The sequence below is a fragment of the Pseudomonas sp. R1-7 genome, from assembly GCF_051132105.1.
In the GTDB taxonomy this organism is placed as follows: domain Bacteria; phylum Pseudomonadota; class Gammaproteobacteria; order Pseudomonadales; family Pseudomonadaceae; genus Aquipseudomonas.
The window spans coordinates 4,592,820-4,612,689 of the sequence record NZ_CP071661.1 but is presented as its reverse complement, the minus strand read 5'-3'; the positions used below and the strand labels follow the sequence as shown (position 1 = coordinate 4,612,689).

Sequence of the window (19,870 nt, the reverse complement as noted above, 5' to 3'; positions counted from 1 at the left end):
GAGCAGGAGAAGGGCGCGCAAGCGGGCGGTGGGTTATTTATCGATTTGCCGATGAAAGCCAGCGGCGAAGCCCGCAGGCCGATATTCGTTTTTGTTCGAAGACTTGCCTACGGCAGGGCGTGATGCTCAAGTGTGGGCATTCAATGACCGCGCAAGGGAAACCGGCATGGAGCTACAGAACGACGCAGCGCTGATCCTTATCGATCAGCAAAAAGGCATCCTCCACCCCAGGCTTGGGCCTCGCAACAACCCCGAGGCAGAGCTGCGCATGCTGGAGCTGCTGGTTTTCTGGCGAGACACGGCACGGCCGGTGATTCACGTCCATCACTTGTCCCGCTCACCGGACTCGGTGTTCTGGCCAGGGCAATCGGGCGTGGAGGTCCAGCCACGGTTCGCACCATTGGCCGGGGAACGCTTGGTCGAGAAGCAGGTGCCGGATGCCTTTTGCGGCACGACGCTGGAGGCTGATTTACGCAGTGCCGGAATCGGGCAACTGGTGATCGTAGGCGTTGCAACGAACAATTCGGTGGAATCCACCGCTCGCACGGCCGGTAACCTTGGGTTCGACACCTGGGTGGCGGAGGACGCCTGCTTCACCTTCGACAAGGCCGATTACTTCGGCAATGCCCGTTCGGCTGCCGAGGTGCATGGGATGTCCCTGGCGAATCTGCACGGGGAATACGCGACGGTGGGGAGTGTGAAGCAGATTTTGCAGGCGGGCTGATAGATGGGAGGTCTATGGGGTGGCCTCATCGCGAGCAAGCTCGCTCCCACAGGATGGACTCAAAGTCCGCGCCGTAACGGTGTGGGAGCGAGCTTGCTCGCGATGACGGTCTAGCAGGCTAAAAAACCTTGAGCCATCAAGCCCCGTGGCACTTCTTGAATTTCTTGCCGTTGCCGCAAGGGCAAGGATCGTTGCGGCCTACGTCCTTCAGGGCGTTGCGCACGGGTTCCTGGTGAGCGTGGCCGCAGTTCGGGCCGTGGACATGGCCGTGATCATGATCGTGGTGATGGTCATGATCATGGTTGCAATCAGGGCCGTGGACGTGGGGTTGCTGGGTCATCGGGGTTACTCCGCAATTAAATCGGCGGCGATTATCACGCCATTGCGCTCCAGGTGCACGTAGTGGGCGATGAATAAACCGGTTTCCAGCTCACCTTCCAGGCGATAGGGGATCTGCTCCCGGGGTTTTTCCAGCAGCTTCACCACCTCTCGTACCTGCGGCCACAGGTTGGTGCGAACCGGCACTTTGAAATAACCGCTGTGTCCGGGGCCGACTGTGAACCAGTGTTCATGCTCGCCTTCGGTCAGCAAGAGATCGCCCAGATGGACCCGGTAGGTCATGCCGCGCACGGTGAGATCGCTGTCGCCGGGGTTGTCGACGCGAAAGTGCAGCATGAACCTCTGTTCCACCAGGCGCGCCCGCACCACCTCGACCTTGACCAGGTGAACTTGTGGTTCAGGGCCTTCGTCACCTCGCCAGGACGCGCAACCGCTGAGCCCGACGAACAGTAGCAGGCAAGTGACGCGTAGCCATTGGGATGTGTGGGTCATGTCCGTGCCTCTGGTTTAAACCCAGTCTAGTATCCCGGCCAGCGGACGAGCGTCGGACGTTTCCGAAATCAGCGATTGAAATATCCGGCGCAGCATTTTTTGAATTTATGCCCGCTGCCACAGGGGCAACCGTCGTTGCGGCCGATCTTGACCGGCACGGTGGGGTCGATGAAGTACCAACGCCCGCCGTTCTGCACGAACGAGGACTGTTCGCGGTGGCTGTGCTCTCCCTGGCCGTCGTGCCAGCGTGCGGTGAACGTGACGAAGGCGTGTTCCGGTTGGCCGCCGAACACTTCGCTGCTTTCCACTTCCAGCCCCAGCCAGGTGCTCCTGGCACTCCATTCGCTGATCGACCGGCGATCAAGGCCATCCTGCTGTGCCGGCAGCGTGGTGCTGACCAGGTAATCCACCAGGCCCAGCACATAGGCGCTGTAGCGCGAGCGCATCAACGCTTCGGCGCAGGGCGCGGGATGGCCGTCGTGGTAACGGCCGCAGCAGGCGTCCAACGGGTTGCCACTGCCGCAAGGGCAAATGGTCGTATGCAGGCTTGTATCCACAGCTACCACCAATATTTTCCAAAATTTTCGGGGTTAGCCCAGAAGCGTGAGTTGAGCCAGTCGGGGACTTGCTTGTATTCAAGCAGGTCGTAGGTAAACAGGGTCAACACCTGCTCCTCGCGCTGGAACCGCTCGCTGGCTTGCAGGGCCAAGGAAAAAAAATCCGTCTCTTGCCAGCCGCAGGCGTTGAGGTCGGCCAGTACCGCAATCCGGCTGGCGTTGAGGTTGCGGATGCCGCCCAACAGGTTCAGACCGTCGCGCTTGGGCAAATGCTCCAGGCAATCGAGCGCCAAGGCGAGGTCGAAACGCCGCGCCGCCACCTCCGCCGGTAGCGCGCCGGGGCCGGCGTGGACCACTTCGGTACCGGGATGGGCCTGCTGGAACGCCTCCAGGGCCGGGAAACTGCCGGCGCCGATCAGCAGCAGCGTTTGCGGGGCGTAACGGTCAAGCACGGCGGCCAGGGCTTGCTGGGGTGTACGCGAAGAGATGGCAACGGTCATCGAAGTTCCTCAATCAGAACTGCCACGATAGCGTGCGCTGGGATCACGGCCTAGAGCGGTTGTCATTAAAACTCATCGAAACGCCGCAAACACGGGCCCAAACTGGATGTGGCCAGCTGCTGGCGCAGATCGACAGTCGGGTCTTTACTCCCCTGAATCGGCGCAAAAGCCGATCCTTCAAGGAGAAAACCCGATGAGCATAGTTCGGACAGCGTTACCCCTGGTGCTGGTAACCAGCGTGTTGACTGGTTGCGCAGGTTTGCAGAAAACCGACTGGCCGACCTGTGCGGCCGTCGGGGGAGCAATCGGTGCGGGGTTAGGCGCCATCGAAAGTACTTCCTGGGCTGGCGGCGGCGCCTTGTACGTGGGCGGCATGGCGGCGGCTTACTGCTGGGTGCATGGCGATGGCGATGAAGACGGCGACGGTGTTCCGGACAGCCGCGACAAATGCCCAGGCACACCGAAGGGCGTGCAGGTCGACGCCGACGGTTGCCCACCGCCCGCCCCGGCGCCAATGGCCGAGGAACCGGTGGTGGTCAAGGAGGAAACCATCGTCGTGCGTGACGTGCATTTCGAATTCAACAAGGCCACGCTGACGTCGACTGATAAAGAAGTGTTGAACACCATTGCGACCCGGTTGAAGCAGGAAACCTCCACCGCGCAACTGAGTGTGACGGGCCACACCGACAGCGTCGGCACCGATGCCTACAACCAGAAGCTGTCGGAAAAACGCGCCAATTCGGTGGTGCAGTACCTGATCGACAGCGGCGTGCCTCGCGCCAGTTTCGTCTCGGTATCCGGCGCCGGGGAAAGCCAGCCGGTGGCGGACAACAAAACCGCTGATGGCCGGGCGATGAACCGCCGTACCGAAATCAAGATAAACCGCTGAAACCCTCGTCATCCGCGGCTTGTACAGTCGCGGATGCGGGTCTTTACTCCTGTGTGACCGGTATGGGCCGGTGACACAGGAGCATTCATCATGAAGGTCCTCATCAAGCTTGGCTTGCCGGTACTGCTCGCGAGCAGTTTGTTGTCCGGTTGCGCCACTCACAGCGATGGCAGTGCACCACTCAATCAACGTACCTGGCCGATCTGCAGCCTGATCGGCGGGCTCGTCGGCGGCGGGCTGGGCGCCATCGAAAGCACTGGCTGGGCGGCTGGCGGCGCCGCGTTGGGGCTGCTTGGCGGAGGCTTGATCTGTTACGCCCAGGATGGCGATGAAGACGACGATGGCGTGTTCGATCGTCGCGACCGTTGCCCCGACACACCGGCCAACACGCCCGTTGAACACCACGGTTGCCCGTTGCCGCAATACCCCGCCAGCGCACCGCCGGACGAACCGCAGACGCCGGGCAGTGAGGTCATCACCCTGAATGATGCCGGCAAGGTGCTGTTCGAGTTCGATCAATCCGATCTCACTCCGGCGGCTCGAAGCCAGCTCGACGCATTGATGGACACGTTGAGCCACGCCAACGTCGCGAGTATCCGCGTGGTCGGCCATACCGACGGTGTCGGCACCGACGCCTATAACCAGAGGCTTTCCGAGCGCCGGGCCGGCAGCGTCGTGGAGTACCTGCTGACCCAGGGCTTGGCGCCGGCAAAAGTCACCAGTGAGGGCAAGGGCGAAAGTGAACCGGTGGCGGACAACGAGACCGATGAAGGTCGCGCCCAGAACCGTCGGGTCGAACTGCATATCCAGCGCTGATACCGTTGTTACAACGGGCCAGAGCGGTCGGCTCGCTAAATTAAATTTGCCCGGCCCTCTGGCTTATCCTTTGCGCGAGCCGTTACTGTTCACGCAAAGAATAATGTCGACCGGGGGGCTTATGAAGGTGTTTTGGGGGCTGGGGCGCTTGCTGACGCTGGTGTTCTGGCTGGTAGTGCTGGTCAATCTGCTCTTCCCGTTTGTCCATCCGCTGCACGTCCTGGTCAACCTCGCCGGGGCACTGCTGTTGGCGGTCCATTTGCTTGAGTTGTTGTTGTTCAGGGCACAATTTCGCGGGCGTCCCGCTCCGGGCCGTGATCGCCTCCGAGTGCTGTTGTTCGGCATCTTCCACTTGCAAACCCTTCCGACCGCGCCAGAGGCTTCCCATGCGTAAATTGTGTCTTCTCGCAGCACTTGTCTGTCCGTTGGCGTCTGCCCAAGTGGTCCAGGTAGAAAGCAACTCATTGATGCGCTTGCCGAACACGACCAGTTCGCTGGCCCTGGAACGTTTGGAAGTGGCCGACTACGGCACGCTGTTGGTGCCTTCGAACGTAACGCAACTGTCCATCGCTGAGCTGCGCCTGGGGCGCGAGGCGCGTATTGCAATCGTGCCGGCGCAACAGGCATTGGACCTGAAGGTGAACCAGGCAGAACTGGACGAAGGCAGCCAGATCACCGCTCGCGGCGCGCCAGGCACTTATACGAACGCGGCGCGGCCGGGGCGTAATCTCAACCTGCGCTTCAATGTGTTGAACGCGCCGCTGCTGTCAGTGGATGCCCGTGGCGGGAGCGGTGCGCCAGGCTATGTGGGGCTCGACGGCGCCAACGGGCAAGCCCCGGGGTGTACCTGGGGTTCGGCAGGTCGCGGCGCCGACGGCAGCAATGGTGGCGACGGCCAGCCGGGCGCCGCCGGTGCGCTGGTGCGGCTCGAATTGCCTCGCACTTATCCCGATGAGCAGATCAAGGTCATGGTGGACGGCGGCGCCGGCGGCAAGCCCGGGCACGGTGGCAAGCCCGGCGCAGGCGGGAAGGCCAAGGGATGCCTGGTCTATACCGCCGACGGGGGCAAGAGCGGTCGGCCTGGCGCCGATGGCCAGCCCGGGCCTGCCGGAGCGGCGGGCGCGGTGACGGTGCAACGGTTCTGATATAAAACAGGAACCGGACCTGTGGGAGGCCAATGGGTTGTTTAAAACATTGGCCGCGCCGCACCGATCGCCACCACCAGCAAGCCGATCAACAGATTGATACCTACCAATCGGCGAATCTTGCCCAGCATCGCCGCGCCCGTCGGCCAATCCTGGGCCGTCACGGCGGCGCGCAATGCCGGCAGTTGCAGGCCCTGGATGCGAATGAACAGGGCCGTCATCACGATATACAGCCCCATCATCACCTGGACATAACGTGGCGCGGTTTCGAAGCCGGCGAAGCGCATGTGGATCAGCCCCACGCCGCTGATCGGCAAAAGTACGACCGCCACCCAGACCCAGACGAAAAAACGCTGAAACACTTCTACCCATAACTTGAGCCGGGCAGGGCCCTCCAGCGCCGTGATTGCGGCGGGGCGCAGGACCATCCAGGCGAAAAACATGCCGCCGACCCAGATCAGGGCCGCCAGTAAATGCAGGGTGTAGACGAGGGCAAAGGGTGTCATCGGGTCACTCCGTTCTGCGCAGGATTCATTAGCGGGGTATGATAGCCGCCGATTCGAACCACTGAAAATTTATCCAGCGTTTTTAGCGCCCGACCATTCATGATCAGCACCGAACTCAAAACCACGATCCAGGGCGCCTATTCGCGTTTTCTCGAAGCCAAGAGCCTCAAGCCGCGATATGGCCAGCGCCTGATGATTGCCGAAGTGGCAAAAGTCCTGGGTGCCATCGACACCGACGACGAGGGCCGGCGCAGTGGCGAGCCCGCCGTAGTGGCGGTGGAGGCCGGCACCGGTACCGGCAAGACCGTGGCCTACAGCCTGGCGGCGATTCCCAGTGCCAAGGCCGCCGGCAAGCGCCTGGTGATCGCCACGGCCACCGTCGCCCTGCAGGAGCAGATCGTCTACAAGGACCTGCCCGACCTGATGCGCAACAGCGGGCTGAACTTCACCTTCGCGCTGGCCAAGGGCCGCGGGCGCTACCTGTGCCTGTCCAAGCTCGACATGCTGCTGCAGGAAGGCCAGGCCCAGACCGCCACGGCCCAGCTGTTCGAAGAGGAAGGCTTCAAGATCGAGGTCGACGAGGCCAGCCAGAAACTGTTCACCAGCATGATCGAGAAACTGGCCGGCAATAAGTGGGACGGCGACCGCGACAGCTGGTCCACGGCGCTGGAAGACGCCGACTGGTCGCGCCTGACCACGGACCACAGCCAGTGCACCAACCGTCACTGCCCTAACTTCGGCCAATGTGCTTTCTACAAGGCTCGCGAAGGCATGGGCAAGGTCGATGTGATCGTCACCAACCACGACATGGTCCTGGCCGACTTGGCCCTGGGCGGCGGTGCGGTGCTGCCGGATCCGCGCGATACGATCTACGTGTTCGACGAAGGCCACCACCTTCCGGACAAGGCCATCGGCCATTTCGCCCATTACACCCGGCTGCGCTCCACCGCCGACTGGCTGGAAAGCACCGCCAAAAACCTCACCAAGCTGCTGGCCCAGCACCCGCTACCAGGTGACCTGGGCAAGTTCATCGAGCAGGTGCCCGAGCTGGCGCGGGAAATCAAGACGAACCAGCAGTTCATGTTCACCGCGTGCGAGCAGGTGGCTGACTTCAAGCCTGGCGAAGACGTAGAGGGTCGGGAGCGGCCACGCCATCGGTTTGTCGGAGGGGTGATTCCCGAGCACATGCGCGAGATGGGCATCGAGCTCAAGAAGGGCTTCGCGCGCCTGACCGACCTGTTCACGCGCCTGACCGATCTGCTCAAGGAAGGCATGGATGGCGAGGTCAATATCGGCATCGCCAGCAACCAGGCCGAGGAATGGTACCCCTTGTTCGGCAGCCTGCTGTCCCGCTCACAGGGCAACTGGGAGCTGTGGACGGCCTTTACCACCGAAGACCCGGAAGATAACCCGCCGATGGCGCGTTGGCTGACCTTGGCCGAAAGTGGTTCGCTGTTCGATATCGAGGTCAATGCCAGCCCGATCCTGGCGGCGGACATGCTGCGGCGCAACCTGTGGAACGTGGCCTACGGCGCGCTGGTGACGTCCGCCACGCTGACTGCGCTGGGCACGTTCGACCGTTTCCGCATGCGCGCCGGCTTGCCGAAAATCGCCGTGACTGCCGTGGTCCCGAGCCCGTTCCACCATGCCGATGCCGGCGTATTGCGAGTCCCCGACCTCAAGGCCGACCCACGGGACGCCGCGGCCCATACTGCCGCGATCATCCGTGACTTGCCGGACCTGGTGGAAGGTTCGCGAGGCACCCTCGTGCTGTTCTCCTCGCGCAAGCAGATGCAGGACGTATTCGACGGCCTCGACCGTGACTGGCGCAAGCAAGTGTTCATCCAGGGCAACCTGTCGAAGCAGGAGACCCTGAACAAGCACAAGGCGCGGGTGGACGGCGGCGACTCCAGCGTGCTCTTTGGCCTGGCAAGTTTTGCCGAAGGCGTCGACTTGCCCGGTGCCTATTGCGAGCACGTGGTGATCGCGAAAATACCGTTCTCGGTCCCGGACGACCCGGTTGAAGCGGCGCTCGCCGAATGGATCGAAGCCCGGGGCGGCAATCCTTTCATGGAAATCTCCGTGCCGGACGCCTCGCTGAAACTGGTCCAGGCCTGCGGTCGCTTGCTGCGTACCGAGGAAGACCGCGGGACCATCACCTTGCTCGACCGCAGGCTGGTGACCCAACGTTATGGCAAGGCCATCCTTAACGCGCTGCCACCGTTCCGGCGGGAGATCTCCTGATACACCTGGCGAAGGGGCCTTTCGTGGCGAGGAAGCAAGCTCCCTCGTCAGAAGACAGTGTTTAACCAACCGTCTCACGAAGGTTTCCAAAAGCCTCAATGGCTGAAACAATGCCAGCCAGATGAAAAAGCCTTTGTTTCAAGGGAGTTGCGGGTGCAAATTCAAGGCCATTACGAACTTCAATTCGAAGCGGTGCGTGAAGCGTTCGCGGCGTTGTTCGACAATCCCCAGGAGCGCGGCGCGGCGCTGTGTATCCAGGTGGGTGGCCGCACGGTCATCGATCTCTGGGCCGGCACCGCCGACAAGGATGGCCATGAAGCTTGGCACAGCGACACTATCGCCAATCTGTTTTCCTGCACCAAGACATTCACTGCGGTAACCGCCTTGCAACTGGTGGCCGAAGGCAAGTTGCAACTGGACGCGCCGGTCGCTCGCTACTGGCCTGAGTTTGCGGCGGCGGGCAAGCAATCCGTCACCCTGCGCCAGTTGCTCTGCCATCAGGCCGGCCTACCGGCGCTGAGGGAATTGATGGCGCCCGCGTCACTTTACGACTGGCAAACCATGGTCGATGCCTTGGCCGCTGAAACACCTTGGTGGACGCCCGGCGAGGGCCACGGTTATGCCGCGATCACGTACGGCTGGTTGGTCGGCGAAGTGTTGCGCAGGGCCGATGGCCGCGGTCCGGGCGAGTCCATCGTGGCCCGGGTTGCCAAACCGCTGGGGCTGGACTTCCACGTCGGTCTGGCCGATGCAGAGTTCCATCGCGTGGCACATATCGCGCGCGGCAAGGGCAATGTCGGTGATGCCGCGGCCCAGCGCCTGTTGCAGGTCACGATGCGCGAACCGACGGCCATGACCACCCGGGCCTTCACCAACCCGCCATCAATCATGACGAGCACCAACAAACCAGAATGGCGGCGCATGCAGCAGCCGGCGGCGAACGGCCATGGCAACGCCCGCAGTCTCGCCGGGTTCTACGCCGGCCTGCTGGACGGCAGTCTGCTGGAAGGTGAAATGCTCGACGAACTGACTCGCCAGCACAGTTTTGGCGAGGATAAGACGTTGTTGACCCAGACCCGTTTCGGCCTCGGTTGCATGTTGGATCAACCGGATGTGCCAAACGCCACCTACGGCCTCGGGCCGCAGGCATTCGGTCATCCCGGGGCAGGGGGCTCCATCGGTTTTGCCGATCCTGAGCATGACGTTGCGTTCGGTTTCGTGACCAACACGCTCGGGCCCTACGTCTTGATGGACCCGCGTGCGCAGAACCTTGCGCGGGTGCTTGCCACTTGTCTATAAAACGCCGTTGACGGTAGTGGGTACAGGAACCAGGTGTTCTTTTCGCTTTCCAAGCGTCTGTTTATGCGGCCGGAACATGGCCTTTGTTTTTTACTCCAGATCATTTTTGTGGATATCCAATGTCATCGAATAAAACCCTCGCTCTGGCGCTGTGCTTCGCTATTACCGGTTGCGCACAAAACCCACAAAATGATGCCGAGGGCGGCAGTGGTTGGTGGCCGTTCGGTTCCTCCGACAAGGTTGCGACCAAGGAGGCGGCCCCGCAGGCCCCTTTGAAACCCGCCGCGGTGGCGCCGCAAGCCAAGGCCGAGGGTGCGACGCACTGGTGGTGGCCGTTCTCTTCCGATGACGGGGCCGATGTTGTCAAGAAAGACGAGGTGAAACCCGCGGCCAAGCCTGAAACCAAGGCGCCGGCCACCGTTGCCAAGGCGCAAGCCGAGAGCAATGGCAAATGGTGGTGGCCGTTCGGCGGCGAGAAGCAGGAAACCGCCAAGGCCGTGCCGATGCCCGACCCGAAAGTCACCCAGGCCTGGCTCGACGATTATGAGCCGAAGCTGCGCACCGCCATCAAGGACAGCAAGCTTGAACTGGAGCGCCGCGATAACGTGCTGGTGGTCACCGCCCCTGCGGACGGCTCGTTCAACCCGGACCGCCCGGCCATGCTGCTGCCGGTGACCCTCGGTCCGTTCACCCGCGTCGCAAAAATTCTCGAGGCCGATCCGAAAACGGCAGTGTTGATCCTCGGTCATGCCGATACGTCGGGCGCGGCGCCGGCCAACCTGAAACTCAGCCAGGAACGCGCCCAGTCCATCGCGGCGATTTTCCGGCTCAGTGGTTTGCAGCGTGATCGCCTGATGTTGCGCGGCATGGGCTCGGTGGCGCCACGTGCGGCCAACGACAGTGTCGAGGGCCGAGCCTTGAACCGTCGAGTCGAGTTGCTGGTTACCCCGGCGAATACCATGGTCGCGTTGTTGAGCAAGTACAACATGCCGGCCCCTGCACCGGTAACCATGGTGGCGGCCCAGGACGTCAAGCCCGCAGCACCTGCGCCGGCTCCAGCGGCGAAAAAGGCCGCCGCCCCGGCTGCCAAGAAAGCCGCCGCCAAGAAGGCTCCTGCAAAGGCCCCGGCGAAAAAAGCCCCGGCCAAGAAGACCACGCCGGCGAAGAAACCTGAACCGGCCAAGGCCGCTGCCGACGGGAAAAAAGTCGCCGCCGCCGACACCTCCAAAAAACAGTGATTGGCTGATCACAAGGAACGCGCCATGACCCAAACGCTGGCTGATATGCGCCGTGACTACACCCGCGATGGCCTGGCCGAGGCGCAAGCCCCGGCCGAGCCGTTCGCGCTGTTCCACCAATGGTTCGCCGACGCGGTGAAAACCGAACAGGCCCCGGTGGAAGCCAATGCCATGACCCTGGCGACAGTGGATCCCGACGGTCGACCTCATTGCCGGATCTTGCTGCTCAAGGGGCTGGACGCCCAGGGCTTCACCTTCTTTACGAACTACGACAGTGCCAAGGGCCAGCAATTGGCGGCGAATCCGTACGCGGCCATGACGTTCTTCTGGCCGACCCTGGAGCGCCAGGTGCGCATCGAAGGCAAGGTCGTGAAAGTCACCGCGCAGGAGTCGGACGCGTACTACCAGGTCCGGCCGCTGGGCAGCCGCCTCGGTGCCTGGGCGTCACCGCAGAGCCGGGTAATTGCCGGGCGCGGCGAGCTGGAAGATTTGCTCAAGGCTACCGAGCAGCGTTTCAGCGACAGCCAACCCCATTGCCCCGAGCATTGGGGTGGCTATCGCTTGCTGCCCGAGCGCATCGAGTTCTGGCAGGGGCGCCCGAGTCGCCTTCACGACCGTCTCAACTATCGCTTGCAAGGGGCGGATTGGACTCGCGAGCGCCTGGCGCCTTGACCGGATAACCCGCCGCCGCGGCCTGGAGCCATTGCGGCAGGTCCCGTCGCTTGACGCCCTGTTCGCGGGCTCGGGCCAGTTGCTCCAGCATATAGCGCTTTTTCTGTTCATCCTGCCCGGCCAATGAAAGCGCCAGGTCGCGGTCCATCCAGCGTTTGATACGTACGTACAGCCACCAGTGGAAGTACAGACCGGCTAGGGTGGTAGCGACTATGATGAAGTAATCCATGGAAATTCCTGGTGCGGTGACGCTGATGTTTGGTTTCGGCGCTATGGTTTGGTGAATTTTTCGGGTGCGCCTGTATCCCACCTGAATGAAAACAATTTTATCCCGGCAGGGCCGTGACAGGCGTCAAGCCGGAGAGTTTAATGGATCCCTGTCTTTTGGAGTTTGATGCTATGCGTAAGTCTGTTTTGCTGGTTGCTTCCTTTTCCACGATGGCGATGTTGCTCACTGGCTGCCAGTCGAGCCTGACCGGTGACTCCTACTCCCGTGACGAAGCGCGTCGCGTCCAGACGATTCGCATGGGCACTATTGAATCCCTGCGTCCGGTCAAGATCGAAGGCACCAAGACCCCTATTGGCGGTGCGGCGGGTGCCGTGGTCGGCGGCGTTGGTGGCAGCGCCATCGGCGGTGGCCGTGGCAGCATCGTCGCCGCCGTGATCGGCGCAGTGGCTGGCGGCTTGATCGGCTCAGCCACCGAAGAAGGCCTGACCCGTACACAGGGTGTTGAAATCACAGTACGCGAAGATGACGGCAGCATGCGTGCCTATGTCCAGCAGGTTCAAGAAAATGAGGTGTTCCGCGTGGGCGAGCGGGTGAGGATTTCCACCGTGGGTGGTACGAGTCGCGTATCGCACTAAGTGCTGCTAAAGATCAGATATGGAAGCGAGCTTGCACGCGATAGCAGTGGCTCAACCACAGAGCTGTCGCTCTGCTTTTGATCTTGATCTTGATCTTGATCTTGATCTTGATCTTGATCTAGGCGCCCCGTTAAACCACGCTGGCCGAACGCAGGCATTGCGCAGTGGGCATCCCGGCATGGATGCCGGGATAGCCGCGCTGGGCCATGGACGGCCCTTCGCGGCGGGCCCACGGAGCAATGCCGGAGAGAGGGCACACCGAGCCTGGGCGAGGTGCCGAGTGGTGGGGCGAAGCCTTTTTTGCTTACTTTTTTTGGCGTCTGAAAAAAAGTGAGCCGCCGTAAGGGCGGAACCGCCAGCAGCCGTCACCGCAGCAACGGATCCAACCCCCATTACGAAGCGATCAAAGCAGCCTTGCGACTAGCCATCGCCGTAACCCCATACCCAATCACCGCCGCCAGGATCGACCCGGTAAGAATCCCCATCCGATCCATTCCCGCATACTCACTCACGCCCGGCTCAAACGCCAGGGAGCCCACGAACAGGCTCATCGTAAACCCGATCCCGCAAAGAATCGCCACGCCCAGTATTTGCCCCCAATTGGCCCCGGCGGGCAGGCTGGCGATGCCGATCTTCACTGCCAGCCAAGTCAGGCCGAACACGCCGACGGTCTTGCCCAGCAACAGGCCGATCGCGATGCCCATCGGCACATGATGGGTGAAGCTCTCGACGGTCAAGCCGCTCAGGGACAGACCCGCGTTGGCAAAGGCGAACAGCGGCAGGATGCCGTAGGCCACCCAGGGATGAAGGGCATGTTCGAGTGTCAGCAGCGGCGACGTTTCGGCGTTTTTCGTGCGCAGTGGAATGCAGAACGCCAGCGTCACGCCCGCCAGGGTGGCGTGGACGCCGCTCTTGAGTACACACACCCACAGGATCAACCCGATCACCATGTAGGGGCCGAGCTTTACCACGCCCATGCGGTTCATGGCCACCAGCGCCGCGATGCAGGCCGCAGCCAGGCCCAACGACAGCGTCGACAGGTCGCCTGAGTAGAACATTGCAATGATGACGATGGCGCCCAGGTCATCGATGATTGCCAGGGTCATCAGGAACAGCTTGAGCGACACCGGCACTCGCTTGCCCAGCAAGGCCAGCACGCCGAGGGCAAAGGCAATATCGGTCGCTGTCGGGATCGCCCAGCCGGCCAGCGCGGCAGGGTTCTCGCGGTTGAGGAACCAATAGATGAGCGCCGGAACCAACATGCCGCCGATCGCCGCTGCGCCCGGCAAGACGATCTGCGACGGCTTCGACAGTTCTCCGTCGAGGACCTCGCGCTTGACCTCGAGGCCGATCAGCAGGAAGAACAGCGCCATCAGGCCATCGTTGATCCACAGCAGCAGGGGCTTGGCGATCTTCAAGGCGCCGACCTGAGCCACCACCGGTGTGTCCAGCAAGCCCTTATAAAGCCAGTCCAGCGGCGAATTGTTGATGATCAGGGCCAGGACCGCGGCAGCGATCAAGAGAAGGCCGCTTGCCGCTTCCAGTTGGAAAAAACGTGTCATAGAGCTACGTAGAGCCAAGACTGCTCTCCATTCATCGAATCAAAAGATGGGGCTACCCTAACCCGTACTGTTAGTTGTTAAAACAAAAGTTATATTCTTTTTTGTTATATGCTGTTACAACGCTTGCGCCAGGCAGTCGGGCAGTTGCCGGGCATATTGGACCTTAGCTGTACCTGTGCGGGATGTCGGTTTTTTCCTAAGCTTGCGTCTCGTATTTCCGAACCAGATCGTGCCTCGCGGCTATCGGTCTGCCTGCGTTGTACCGATCCAGCGAGAAAACACCATGAACGACCACCGCCAATGGGCGCGTGAAGCCATCCGTATCATCGAAGCGGATTTCCAGCGCAGCGCCGATACGCACCTGATCCCGCTGCCCTTGCCGGGACTGCCGGGCATAGAGCTGTACTTCAAGGACGAATCCAGCCATCCCACCGGGAGCCTCAAGCATCGATTGGCTCGCTCGTTGTTTCTCTATGCGCTGTGCAACGGCTGGCTCAAGCCCGGTGCGCCGGTGATCGAAGCCTCCAGCGGATCGACGGCGATTTCCGAAGCATACTTTGCCCGATTGCTGGGCCTGCCCTTCATTGCGGTAATGCCCGCGAGCACCTCTCGGGAAAAAATCGCACAGATCGCCTTCTATGGCGGCCAGAGCCACTTGGTGGACGATCCTACGCAGATCTATGCCGAGTCCGAACGGCTGGCGCGTGAGCATGACGGCCATTTCATCGATCAATTCACCTACGCCGAGCGCGCCACGGATTGGCGCGCCAACAACAACATCGCCGAGTCGATCTTCCAGCAGATGCGTTTCGAGCAGCACCCGGAACCGGCCTGGCTGATTTCCAGCCCCGGAACAGGTGGCACGACTGCTACCCTGGGACGCTACGTACGTTATCGCCAACACTGTACCCGTGTGCTGTGCGCCGACGCCGAACGCTCGGTTTTTTTCGATTACTACCGCAGTGGCGACGCCAGTCTGCGCCTGGATTGCGGCTCGCGGATCGAAGGCATCGGTCGTCCACGGGTCGAAGCGTCGTTCCTGCCCAAGGTCATCGATGCGATGGTCAAGGTCCCCGACGCCTTGTCCCTCGCGGCTATGCATTACCTGGCCCAGCGGCTGGGGCGTCGGGTCGGCGGGTCCAGCGGCACCAACCTGATCGGCGCATTGATCGCCGCGAAGGGAATGGCGGACACCGGTGAGTCGGGGTCGATCGTGGCGATTCTGTGTGACGGCGGGGAGCGTTACGCCACGACTTATTACGATCCGGCTTGGCTCAAGGCGCAGGGATATGAATTGGACGCATTGATCAGCGCCGTGGCGGCGTGTGCGGAGCGCGGAGAAGCGCTGCCGGAGAATGTGTTGCGGGCCAACATTTGAATCACCGCGATCCCCTGTGGGAGCGAGCAAGGTCGCTCCCACAGGTCCGGGGTCAGGCCTCGACGCCGAGAATATCCCGTGCCACCGCTTCGGCAATGCGGATTCCATCCACGCCCGCCGACAGGATTCCGCCCGCGTAACCGGCGCCTTCGCCAGCCGGGAACAGGCCCTTCACATTCAGGCTCTGCAGCGTTTCGTTGCGAGTGATGCGCAGCGGCGATGAAGTGCGGGTCTCGATGCCGGTCAGCACGGCATCGTGCAGTGAATAGCCGCGGATTTGTTTCTCGAACGCCGGCAACGCTTCACGGATGGCTTCGATGGCGAAATCCGGCAGGGCCAGGGCCAAGTCGCCCAAGGCAACCCCCGGTTTGTAGGACGGTTCGACGCTGCCCAGCGCCGTGGACGGCTTGCCGGCGATGAAGTCGCCCACCAGTTGCGCGGGGGCTTCATAGTTGCTGCCGCCCAGTACGAAGGCGTGGGACTCCAGGCGCTCCTGCAACTCGATCCCTGCCAGCGGACCACCCGGGTAATCCACTTCCGGGGTGATGCCTACAACGATGCCGGAGTTGGCATTGCGCTCGTTGCGTGAGTACTGGCTCATGCCGTTGGTCACGACGCGGTTCGGCTCGGAAGTGGCCGCCACCACAGTGCCGCCCGGGCACATGCAGAAGCTGTACACGGAACGGCCATTCTTGGCGTGGTGGACCAGTTTGTAATCGGCGGCGCCGAGCTTCGGATGGCCGGCGTATTTGCCCAGGCGTGCGCTGTCGATCAGCGACTGCGGGTGTTCGATGCGGAAACCCACCGAGAACGGCTTGGCTTCCATGTACACGCCGCGGCTGTGGAGCATGCGGAACGTGTCCCGGGCGCTATGGCCCAAGGCGAGGATCACGTGTCTGGAATGGATTTGTTCACCACTGGCCAACTCGACGCCGACCAGTTGGCCATCCTCGATCAGCACATCGGTGACCCGCTGTCCGAAGCGCACTTCGCCGCCCAGCGCACGAATCTGCTCACGCATGTTTTCCACGACGCCTGTCAGACGGAACGTACCGATGTGCGGCTTGCTGACGTAGAGGATTTCCTCGGGCGCCCCGGCCTTGACGAACTCGTGAAGGACCTTGCGCCCGAGGAATTTCGGATCCTTGATCTGGCTATAGAGCTTGCCGTCGGAGAATGTCCCCGCGCCGCCCTCGCCGAACTGCACGTTGGATTCAGGGTTGAGCACGCTTTTGCGCCACAGGCCCCACGTGTCCTTGGTGCGCTGGCGCACTTCCGGGCCGCGCTCGAGGATGATCGGCTTGAAGCCCATCTGCGCGAGCAACATCGCGGCGAAAATGCCACACGGGCCGAAGCCGACGACGATCGGTCGTTCGCCCAGGTCGGCCGGTGCCTGGCCAACCACCTTGTAACTGGTGTCCGGCGCTTCGTTGACGTTACGGTCATCGGCGAACTTGCGCAGCACGCTGGCTTCATCGCGCACCGTCAGGTCGATGGTGTAGATGAAGCACAGCTCGGAGGATTTCTTGCGTGCGTCGTAGCTGCGCTTGAACAACGTGAAGTCGAGCAGGTCATCGCTGGCGATGCCCAGGCGTTGCACGATGGCGGGACGCAGGTCTTCTTCGGGATGGTCGATCGGCAGCTTGAGTTCGGTGATTCGTAACATGACAGGATCCGGTTCGCGGGGCGCACAACTGCGCCAGGGCGTGCTTCAAACCGGCGATTATAAGCTGCATTCCCTGTTTTCCGTGAGGTTAAAACAGACGTGCAACGAGTCAGTCGTCCCGTGCTCCACCGAAATAGGCACAACCGCGCTGGACCTGGCCGTTGACCCGCAGTTCGGCGCTCATGTGTTGCACGCTGCCGCTGGCGCTGTCGACGCAGCGCGCCGGGGTGACCCAGAGCTCGACTTTCTGGCCGTTGGCCTCGGTGCCGAGATTGAAGCGGCCATCGCCCAGTTGCTCCTCGACGTAGGGCACCGCCAGCGTTGGCTGGCCTTCGCGGTCCAGTACCAGGCCTTTGCCGCTGGCCTGGAGCGCCCATTCCGGGCCGTGGCCCGCGGCGCGCAGGGTCACGCGTTTGAAATCAGCATCTTCACAAGCCGTTCCCGAGCGCTCCAGGCGATACAACTGCTCGACGTCCAACTGGCTGTCGGTGCCGGCAGCCGCGCTGGAAACGATGCGACCGCGCATATCGGCAAACAGCTTGCCGCGATCATCCGCCAGGGTGGCGGCTTGTTGCAGGACGCTGGTGCCGCCGGTGTCATTGATGATGTAACGGCGCTGTTCCTGGCAGGGCTGGAACACCAATTTGCCATCCGCCGCCGTCAGCTCGCCTTGCATGCGCGTCTGCCCGGCATGGGACGCGCTCTGGCGTGGGGCATCGAGCAATTGGCAGCCGGCGAACAACGGGAGGAGGGCGACAAACAACAGGGAACGAGCGTCACGCATCTTTGGGTCTCCAGATAAGTGCCGCCACGTTACTCAGCCTTGTCATTCATCACAACCCATGGATGTGACTTGTCAGGTCATTCGGGGCAGCTCGGTAATATCGCGCAGCATTTCATGCATCAGGGCGCGGGAAGACTACCGTAGTCTTGAGGCTTCAGTTTGCAGGTGGTGTCATGAAGAAGATTCAACAGTGGTTTTTTGCGGCGTTAGGGATGATGGCAGCTTCGCAGTGTCTGGCGGCGGACATCCATTTTTCTTCCGGGACGGATTTCACGGAGATGAACCTGAGGCTCAAGCAGGCGAATGACCCGAATCCGCAGGCCCTGGCGCTTCAGGTCACGCTTAGCCCGGAGGCCCAAGACCGACTGGCACGCATCACTCGCCAGGAAATTCACCGCCCTTTGCGCTTTTTCATCAACGGCGTGCTGGTTTCCACACCGACCGTGCAGTCAGTGTTGAGTGGCCCTGGTATGGAGATAGGCGTGCGACGTGAAATTGCCCCCTCGCTGATACCCACATTGTTGGAACCTTCGGCGCCCTGATTGAATCGGGGCGCCTGCGTGCGTGCGGTTGTCAGCCTACGTGAAAGGTCCGGCCGGTTTGCAGCCCTTCGACACTCTTGGCGTAGGCCAATGCCACTTCCGCTGCGGGAACCGGTTTGTAGCCACGGAAGTACGGCGCATATTTGTCCATGGCTTCCAGCAACACGTTAGGGCTCACCGAGTTGACCCGAAGCCCGCGTGGCAATTCGATCGCCGCCGCGCGCACAAAACTGTCGAGGGCGCCGTTCACCAGCGCCGCCGAGGCGCCGCTCTTGATCGGGTCGTGGCTGAGCACGCCGGTGGTGAGGGTGAAGGATGCGCCGTCATTGGCGAATTCACGGCCGATCAGCACCAGGTTGACCTGGCCCATCAGTTTGTCCTTCAAACCGAGGGCGAAGCTGTCCTCGGTCATGTCGCCCAAGGGCGCGAAGGTGACATTGCCCGCGGCACAGACCAGTGCGTCGAAGCGCCCGGTTTTTTCGAACATGGCGCGGATCGAGGCACTGTCGCTGATGTCCACCTGCACGTCACCGCTGTGGCGGCCGATGCGCACGATGTCGTGGCGGGGCGATAACTCGTTATCGATGGCCGAACCGATGGTGCCGTTGGCGCCGATCAACAGGATTTTCATGGGCTGTTCCTCATTGGGGTTGAACGAGGTTGCAGTCTAGAGTGGATTTTCCTGGGGATAAGCGTGCTAATAGGAAACCTTTGGTTTTCAATTGGAAACAATCCAGTGAGCGAAATTGACGACCTTGCAGCGTTTGCCGTGCTGGTGGAGGCTGGAAGTTTCACCTTGGCGGCGCAGCAATTGGGATGCAGCAAGGGGCAACTCTCCAAGCGCATCAGTCTTCTGGAAGAGCGATTTTCGGTGCTGCTGCTCCAGCGTACGACTCGACGCTTGAGCCTGACGGCGGCGGGTGCGGCGCTGCTGCCCCAGGCCCAGGCGTTGTTGGTCCAGGTGGAAAGGGCGCGTCAGGCGTTGGCGCGCCTGAAGGGCGATATTGCCGGGCCGGTGCGCATGACCGTTCCGGTTTCGTTGGGCGAAACGTTCTTTGAGGGATTGCTTACGGAGTTTGCCCACAGCTACCCCGATGTGCAGATCGAGCTGGAGCTCAACAACGGCTACCGCGACCTGGCCCGGGATGGCTTCGACCTGGCGATCCGCTCCGATGCGGCGATCGATGAGCGATTGGTGGCTCGCCCGTTGCTGGCCTGGCATGAAATGACCTGCGCCAGCCCTGCCTACCTGGAACGCTACGGCGAGCCCGAGAGCCCCCACGCCCTCGCGGAGCACAAGTGCCTGCTCAACAGCCACTACAGTGGCCGGGAAGAATGGTTGTATCACCAGCAACACGAATTGCTCCGGGTGCGAGTGTCCGGGCCGTTTGCCAGCAACCACTACAGCCTGTTGAAGAAAGCCGCCTTGGCGGGCGCCGGCATCGCCCGTTTGCCGTCTTACTTGCTCAACGATGAATTGGCCGATGGACGCCTGTGCTGGCTGCTGCGCGATTATCAGACCCGGCGTATGCCGATGTACCTGGTACACCCGTATCAGGGTGGGTTGCCCAAGCGGACGCAGGTGCTGGCCGATTATCTGATGGAGTGGTTCAAGCGCAGCGGGGAGGCGTTGGATCGGCTTTAGCAATGACC

23 protein-coding genes are annotated in these 19,870 nt (G+C 62.0%); 13 read left to right on the top strand and 10 right to left on the bottom strand.

The annotated features are described in order from the left end of the window. The first annotated feature begins 166 nt into the window (after positions 1–166). Positions 167–724 carry a cysteine hydrolase family protein gene (locus J3P79_RS20615; protein ID WP_434605411.1) on the top strand — a complete coding sequence of 186 codons (558 nt, stop codon included), beginning with the start codon at positions 167–169 and terminating at the stop codon, positions 722–724. Positions 725–860: 136 nt separating this feature from the next. Here J3P79_RS20615 and J3P79_RS20610 read toward each other — a convergent pair whose 3' ends face one another. From J3P79_RS20610 to J3P79_RS20595, 4 genes are all read right to left on the bottom strand, one after another. Then, positions 861–1,064, bottom strand: a complete 204-nt coding sequence (locus J3P79_RS20610; RefSeq protein WP_003198420.1) for an SEC-C metal-binding domain-containing protein — start codon at positions 1,062–1,064, stop codon at positions 861–863. A 5-nt stretch (positions 1,065–1,069) separates the two neighbouring features. Next, a complete protein-coding gene (locus tag J3P79_RS20605) occupies positions 1,070–1,555 on the bottom strand; it encodes an LEA type 2 family protein (protein ID WP_434605410.1) in 486 nt (161 codons plus the stop codon). Between the two features lie 68 nt (positions 1,556–1,623). Then, complete coding sequence (locus J3P79_RS20600) at positions 1,624–2,100, bottom strand: YchJ family protein (RefSeq protein ID WP_434611560.1); 477 nt, start codon at positions 2,098–2,100, stop codon at positions 1,624–1,626. A 14-nt stretch (positions 2,101–2,114) separates the two neighbouring features. After that, entirely contained in the window at positions 2,115–2,612 is a 498-nt protein-coding gene (locus tag J3P79_RS20595) for a DUF6231 family protein (RefSeq protein WP_434605409.1), read from the bottom strand. A gap of 193 nt (positions 2,613–2,805) precedes the next feature. Here J3P79_RS20595 and J3P79_RS20590 point away from each other — a divergent pair, with 193 nt between their 5' ends. From J3P79_RS20590 to J3P79_RS20575, 4 genes are all read left to right on the top strand, one after another. Beyond that, a complete protein-coding gene (locus J3P79_RS20590) occupies positions 2,806–3,501 on the top strand; it encodes an OmpA family protein (protein ID WP_434605408.1) in 696 nt (231 codons plus the stop codon). Between the two features lie 90 nt (positions 3,502–3,591). After that, positions 3,592–4,317 (top strand): OmpA family protein, encoded by a 726-nt coding sequence (locus tag J3P79_RS20585; RefSeq protein WP_434605407.1) that lies wholly within the window; start codon positions 3,592–3,594, stop codon positions 4,315–4,317. 121 nt (positions 4,318–4,438) lie between these two features. Beyond that, the gene (locus J3P79_RS20580; RefSeq protein WP_434605406.1) at positions 4,439–4,711 is read left to right on the top strand and encodes a DUF1145 domain-containing protein; all 273 of its coding nucleotides are present in this window, start codon (positions 4,439–4,441) and stop codon (positions 4,709–4,711) included. Continuing rightward, positions 4,704–5,462 (top strand): collagen-like protein, encoded by a 759-nt coding sequence (locus tag J3P79_RS20575; RefSeq protein ID WP_434605405.1) that lies wholly within the window; start codon positions 4,704–4,706, stop codon positions 5,460–5,462. The genes J3P79_RS20580 and J3P79_RS20575 overlap by 8 nt, the downstream gene beginning before the upstream one ends. Before the next feature lie 41 nt (positions 5,463–5,503). Here J3P79_RS20575 and J3P79_RS20570 read toward each other — a convergent pair whose 3' ends face one another. Beyond that, a complete protein-coding gene (locus tag J3P79_RS20570) occupies positions 5,504–5,968 on the bottom strand; it encodes a CopD family protein (protein WP_434605404.1) in 465 nt (154 codons plus the stop codon). A 99-nt stretch (positions 5,969–6,067) separates the two neighbouring features. On the opposite strand from J3P79_RS20570, the gene dinG reads away from it, so the two are divergent. From dinG to pdxH, 4 genes are all read left to right on the top strand, one after another. Further along, on the top strand, positions 6,068–8,212 hold the full coding sequence (gene dinG / locus J3P79_RS20565; RefSeq protein ID WP_434605403.1) for an ATP-dependent DNA helicase DinG: 2,145 nt from the start codon (positions 6,068–6,070) through the stop codon (positions 8,210–8,212). A 153-nt stretch (positions 8,213–8,365) separates the two neighbouring features. Then, positions 8,366–9,511 carry a serine hydrolase domain-containing protein gene (locus J3P79_RS20560; RefSeq protein WP_434605401.1) on the top strand — a complete coding sequence of 382 codons (1,146 nt, stop codon included), beginning with the start codon at positions 8,366–8,368 and terminating at the stop codon, positions 9,509–9,511. A gap of 119 nt (positions 9,512–9,630) precedes the next feature. Then, on the top strand, positions 9,631–10,749 hold the full coding sequence (locus J3P79_RS20555; RefSeq protein WP_434605400.1) for an OmpA family protein: 1,119 nt from the start codon (positions 9,631–9,633) through the stop codon (positions 10,747–10,749). Positions 10,750–10,773: 24 nt separating this feature from the next. Beyond that, complete coding sequence (pdxH, locus tag J3P79_RS20550) at positions 10,774–11,421, top strand: pyridoxamine 5'-phosphate oxidase (protein ID WP_045155243.1); 648 nt, start codon at positions 10,774–10,776, stop codon at positions 11,419–11,421. On the opposite strand, the gene J3P79_RS20545 is transcribed toward pdxH, so the two are convergent. Continuing rightward, complete coding sequence (locus J3P79_RS20545; RefSeq protein ID WP_434605399.1) at positions 11,369–11,650, bottom strand: hypothetical protein; 282 nt, start codon at positions 11,648–11,650, stop codon at positions 11,369–11,371. The genes pdxH and J3P79_RS20545 overlap by 53 nt on opposite strands. Before the next feature lie 170 nt (positions 11,651–11,820). Here J3P79_RS20545 and J3P79_RS20540 point away from each other — a divergent pair, with 170 nt between their 5' ends. Further along, on the top strand, positions 11,821–12,285 hold the full coding sequence (locus tag J3P79_RS20540; protein ID WP_024776354.1) for a glycine zipper 2TM domain-containing protein: 465 nt from the start codon (positions 11,821–11,823) through the stop codon (positions 12,283–12,285). Between the two features lie 392 nt (positions 12,286–12,677). Here the strand turns inward: J3P79_RS20540 and nhaA are convergent, their stop codons facing one another. Beyond that, positions 12,678–13,865, bottom strand: coding sequence for a Na+/H+ antiporter NhaA (gene nhaA / locus J3P79_RS20535; protein ID WP_434605398.1), 1,188 nt, complete (start codon positions 13,863–13,865; stop codon positions 12,678–12,680). 265 nt (positions 13,866–14,130) lie between these two features. Here nhaA and J3P79_RS20530 point away from each other — a divergent pair, with 265 nt between their 5' ends. Then, positions 14,131–15,225 (top strand): PLP-dependent cysteine synthase family protein, encoded by a 1,095-nt coding sequence (locus J3P79_RS20530; protein WP_434605397.1) that lies wholly within the window; start codon positions 14,131–14,133, stop codon positions 15,223–15,225. 52 nt (positions 15,226–15,277) lie between these two features. On the opposite strand, the gene J3P79_RS20525 is transcribed toward J3P79_RS20530, so the two are convergent. After that, positions 15,278–16,891 (bottom strand): NAD(P)/FAD-dependent oxidoreductase, encoded by a 1,614-nt coding sequence (locus J3P79_RS20525; protein ID WP_434605396.1) that lies wholly within the window; start codon positions 16,889–16,891, stop codon positions 15,278–15,280. Positions 16,892–17,000: 109 nt separating this feature from the next. Continuing rightward, positions 17,001–17,675: a COG3650 family protein gene (locus J3P79_RS20520; protein WP_434605395.1), complete on the bottom strand. Its 675-nt coding sequence runs from the start codon at positions 17,673–17,675 to the stop codon at positions 17,001–17,003. Between the two features lie 173 nt (positions 17,676–17,848). On the opposite strand from J3P79_RS20520, the gene J3P79_RS20515 reads away from it, so the two are divergent. Then, on the top strand, positions 17,849–18,217 hold the full coding sequence (locus J3P79_RS20515; RefSeq protein WP_434605394.1) for a SecDF P1 head subdomain-containing protein: 369 nt from the start codon (positions 17,849–17,851) through the stop codon (positions 18,215–18,217). A 31-nt stretch (positions 18,218–18,248) separates the two neighbouring features. Here J3P79_RS20515 and J3P79_RS20510 read toward each other — a convergent pair whose 3' ends face one another. Continuing rightward, the gene (locus J3P79_RS20510) at positions 18,249–18,848 is read right to left on the bottom strand and encodes a short chain dehydrogenase (RefSeq protein WP_434605393.1); all 600 of its coding nucleotides are present in this window, start codon (positions 18,846–18,848) and stop codon (positions 18,249–18,251) included. Positions 18,849–18,953: 105 nt separating this feature from the next. On the opposite strand from J3P79_RS20510, the gene J3P79_RS20505 reads away from it, so the two are divergent. Beyond that, a complete protein-coding gene (locus J3P79_RS20505) occupies positions 18,954–19,862 on the top strand; it encodes a LysR family transcriptional regulator (RefSeq protein ID WP_434605392.1) in 909 nt (302 codons plus the stop codon). Positions 19,863–19,870: the final 8 nt, after the last annotated feature.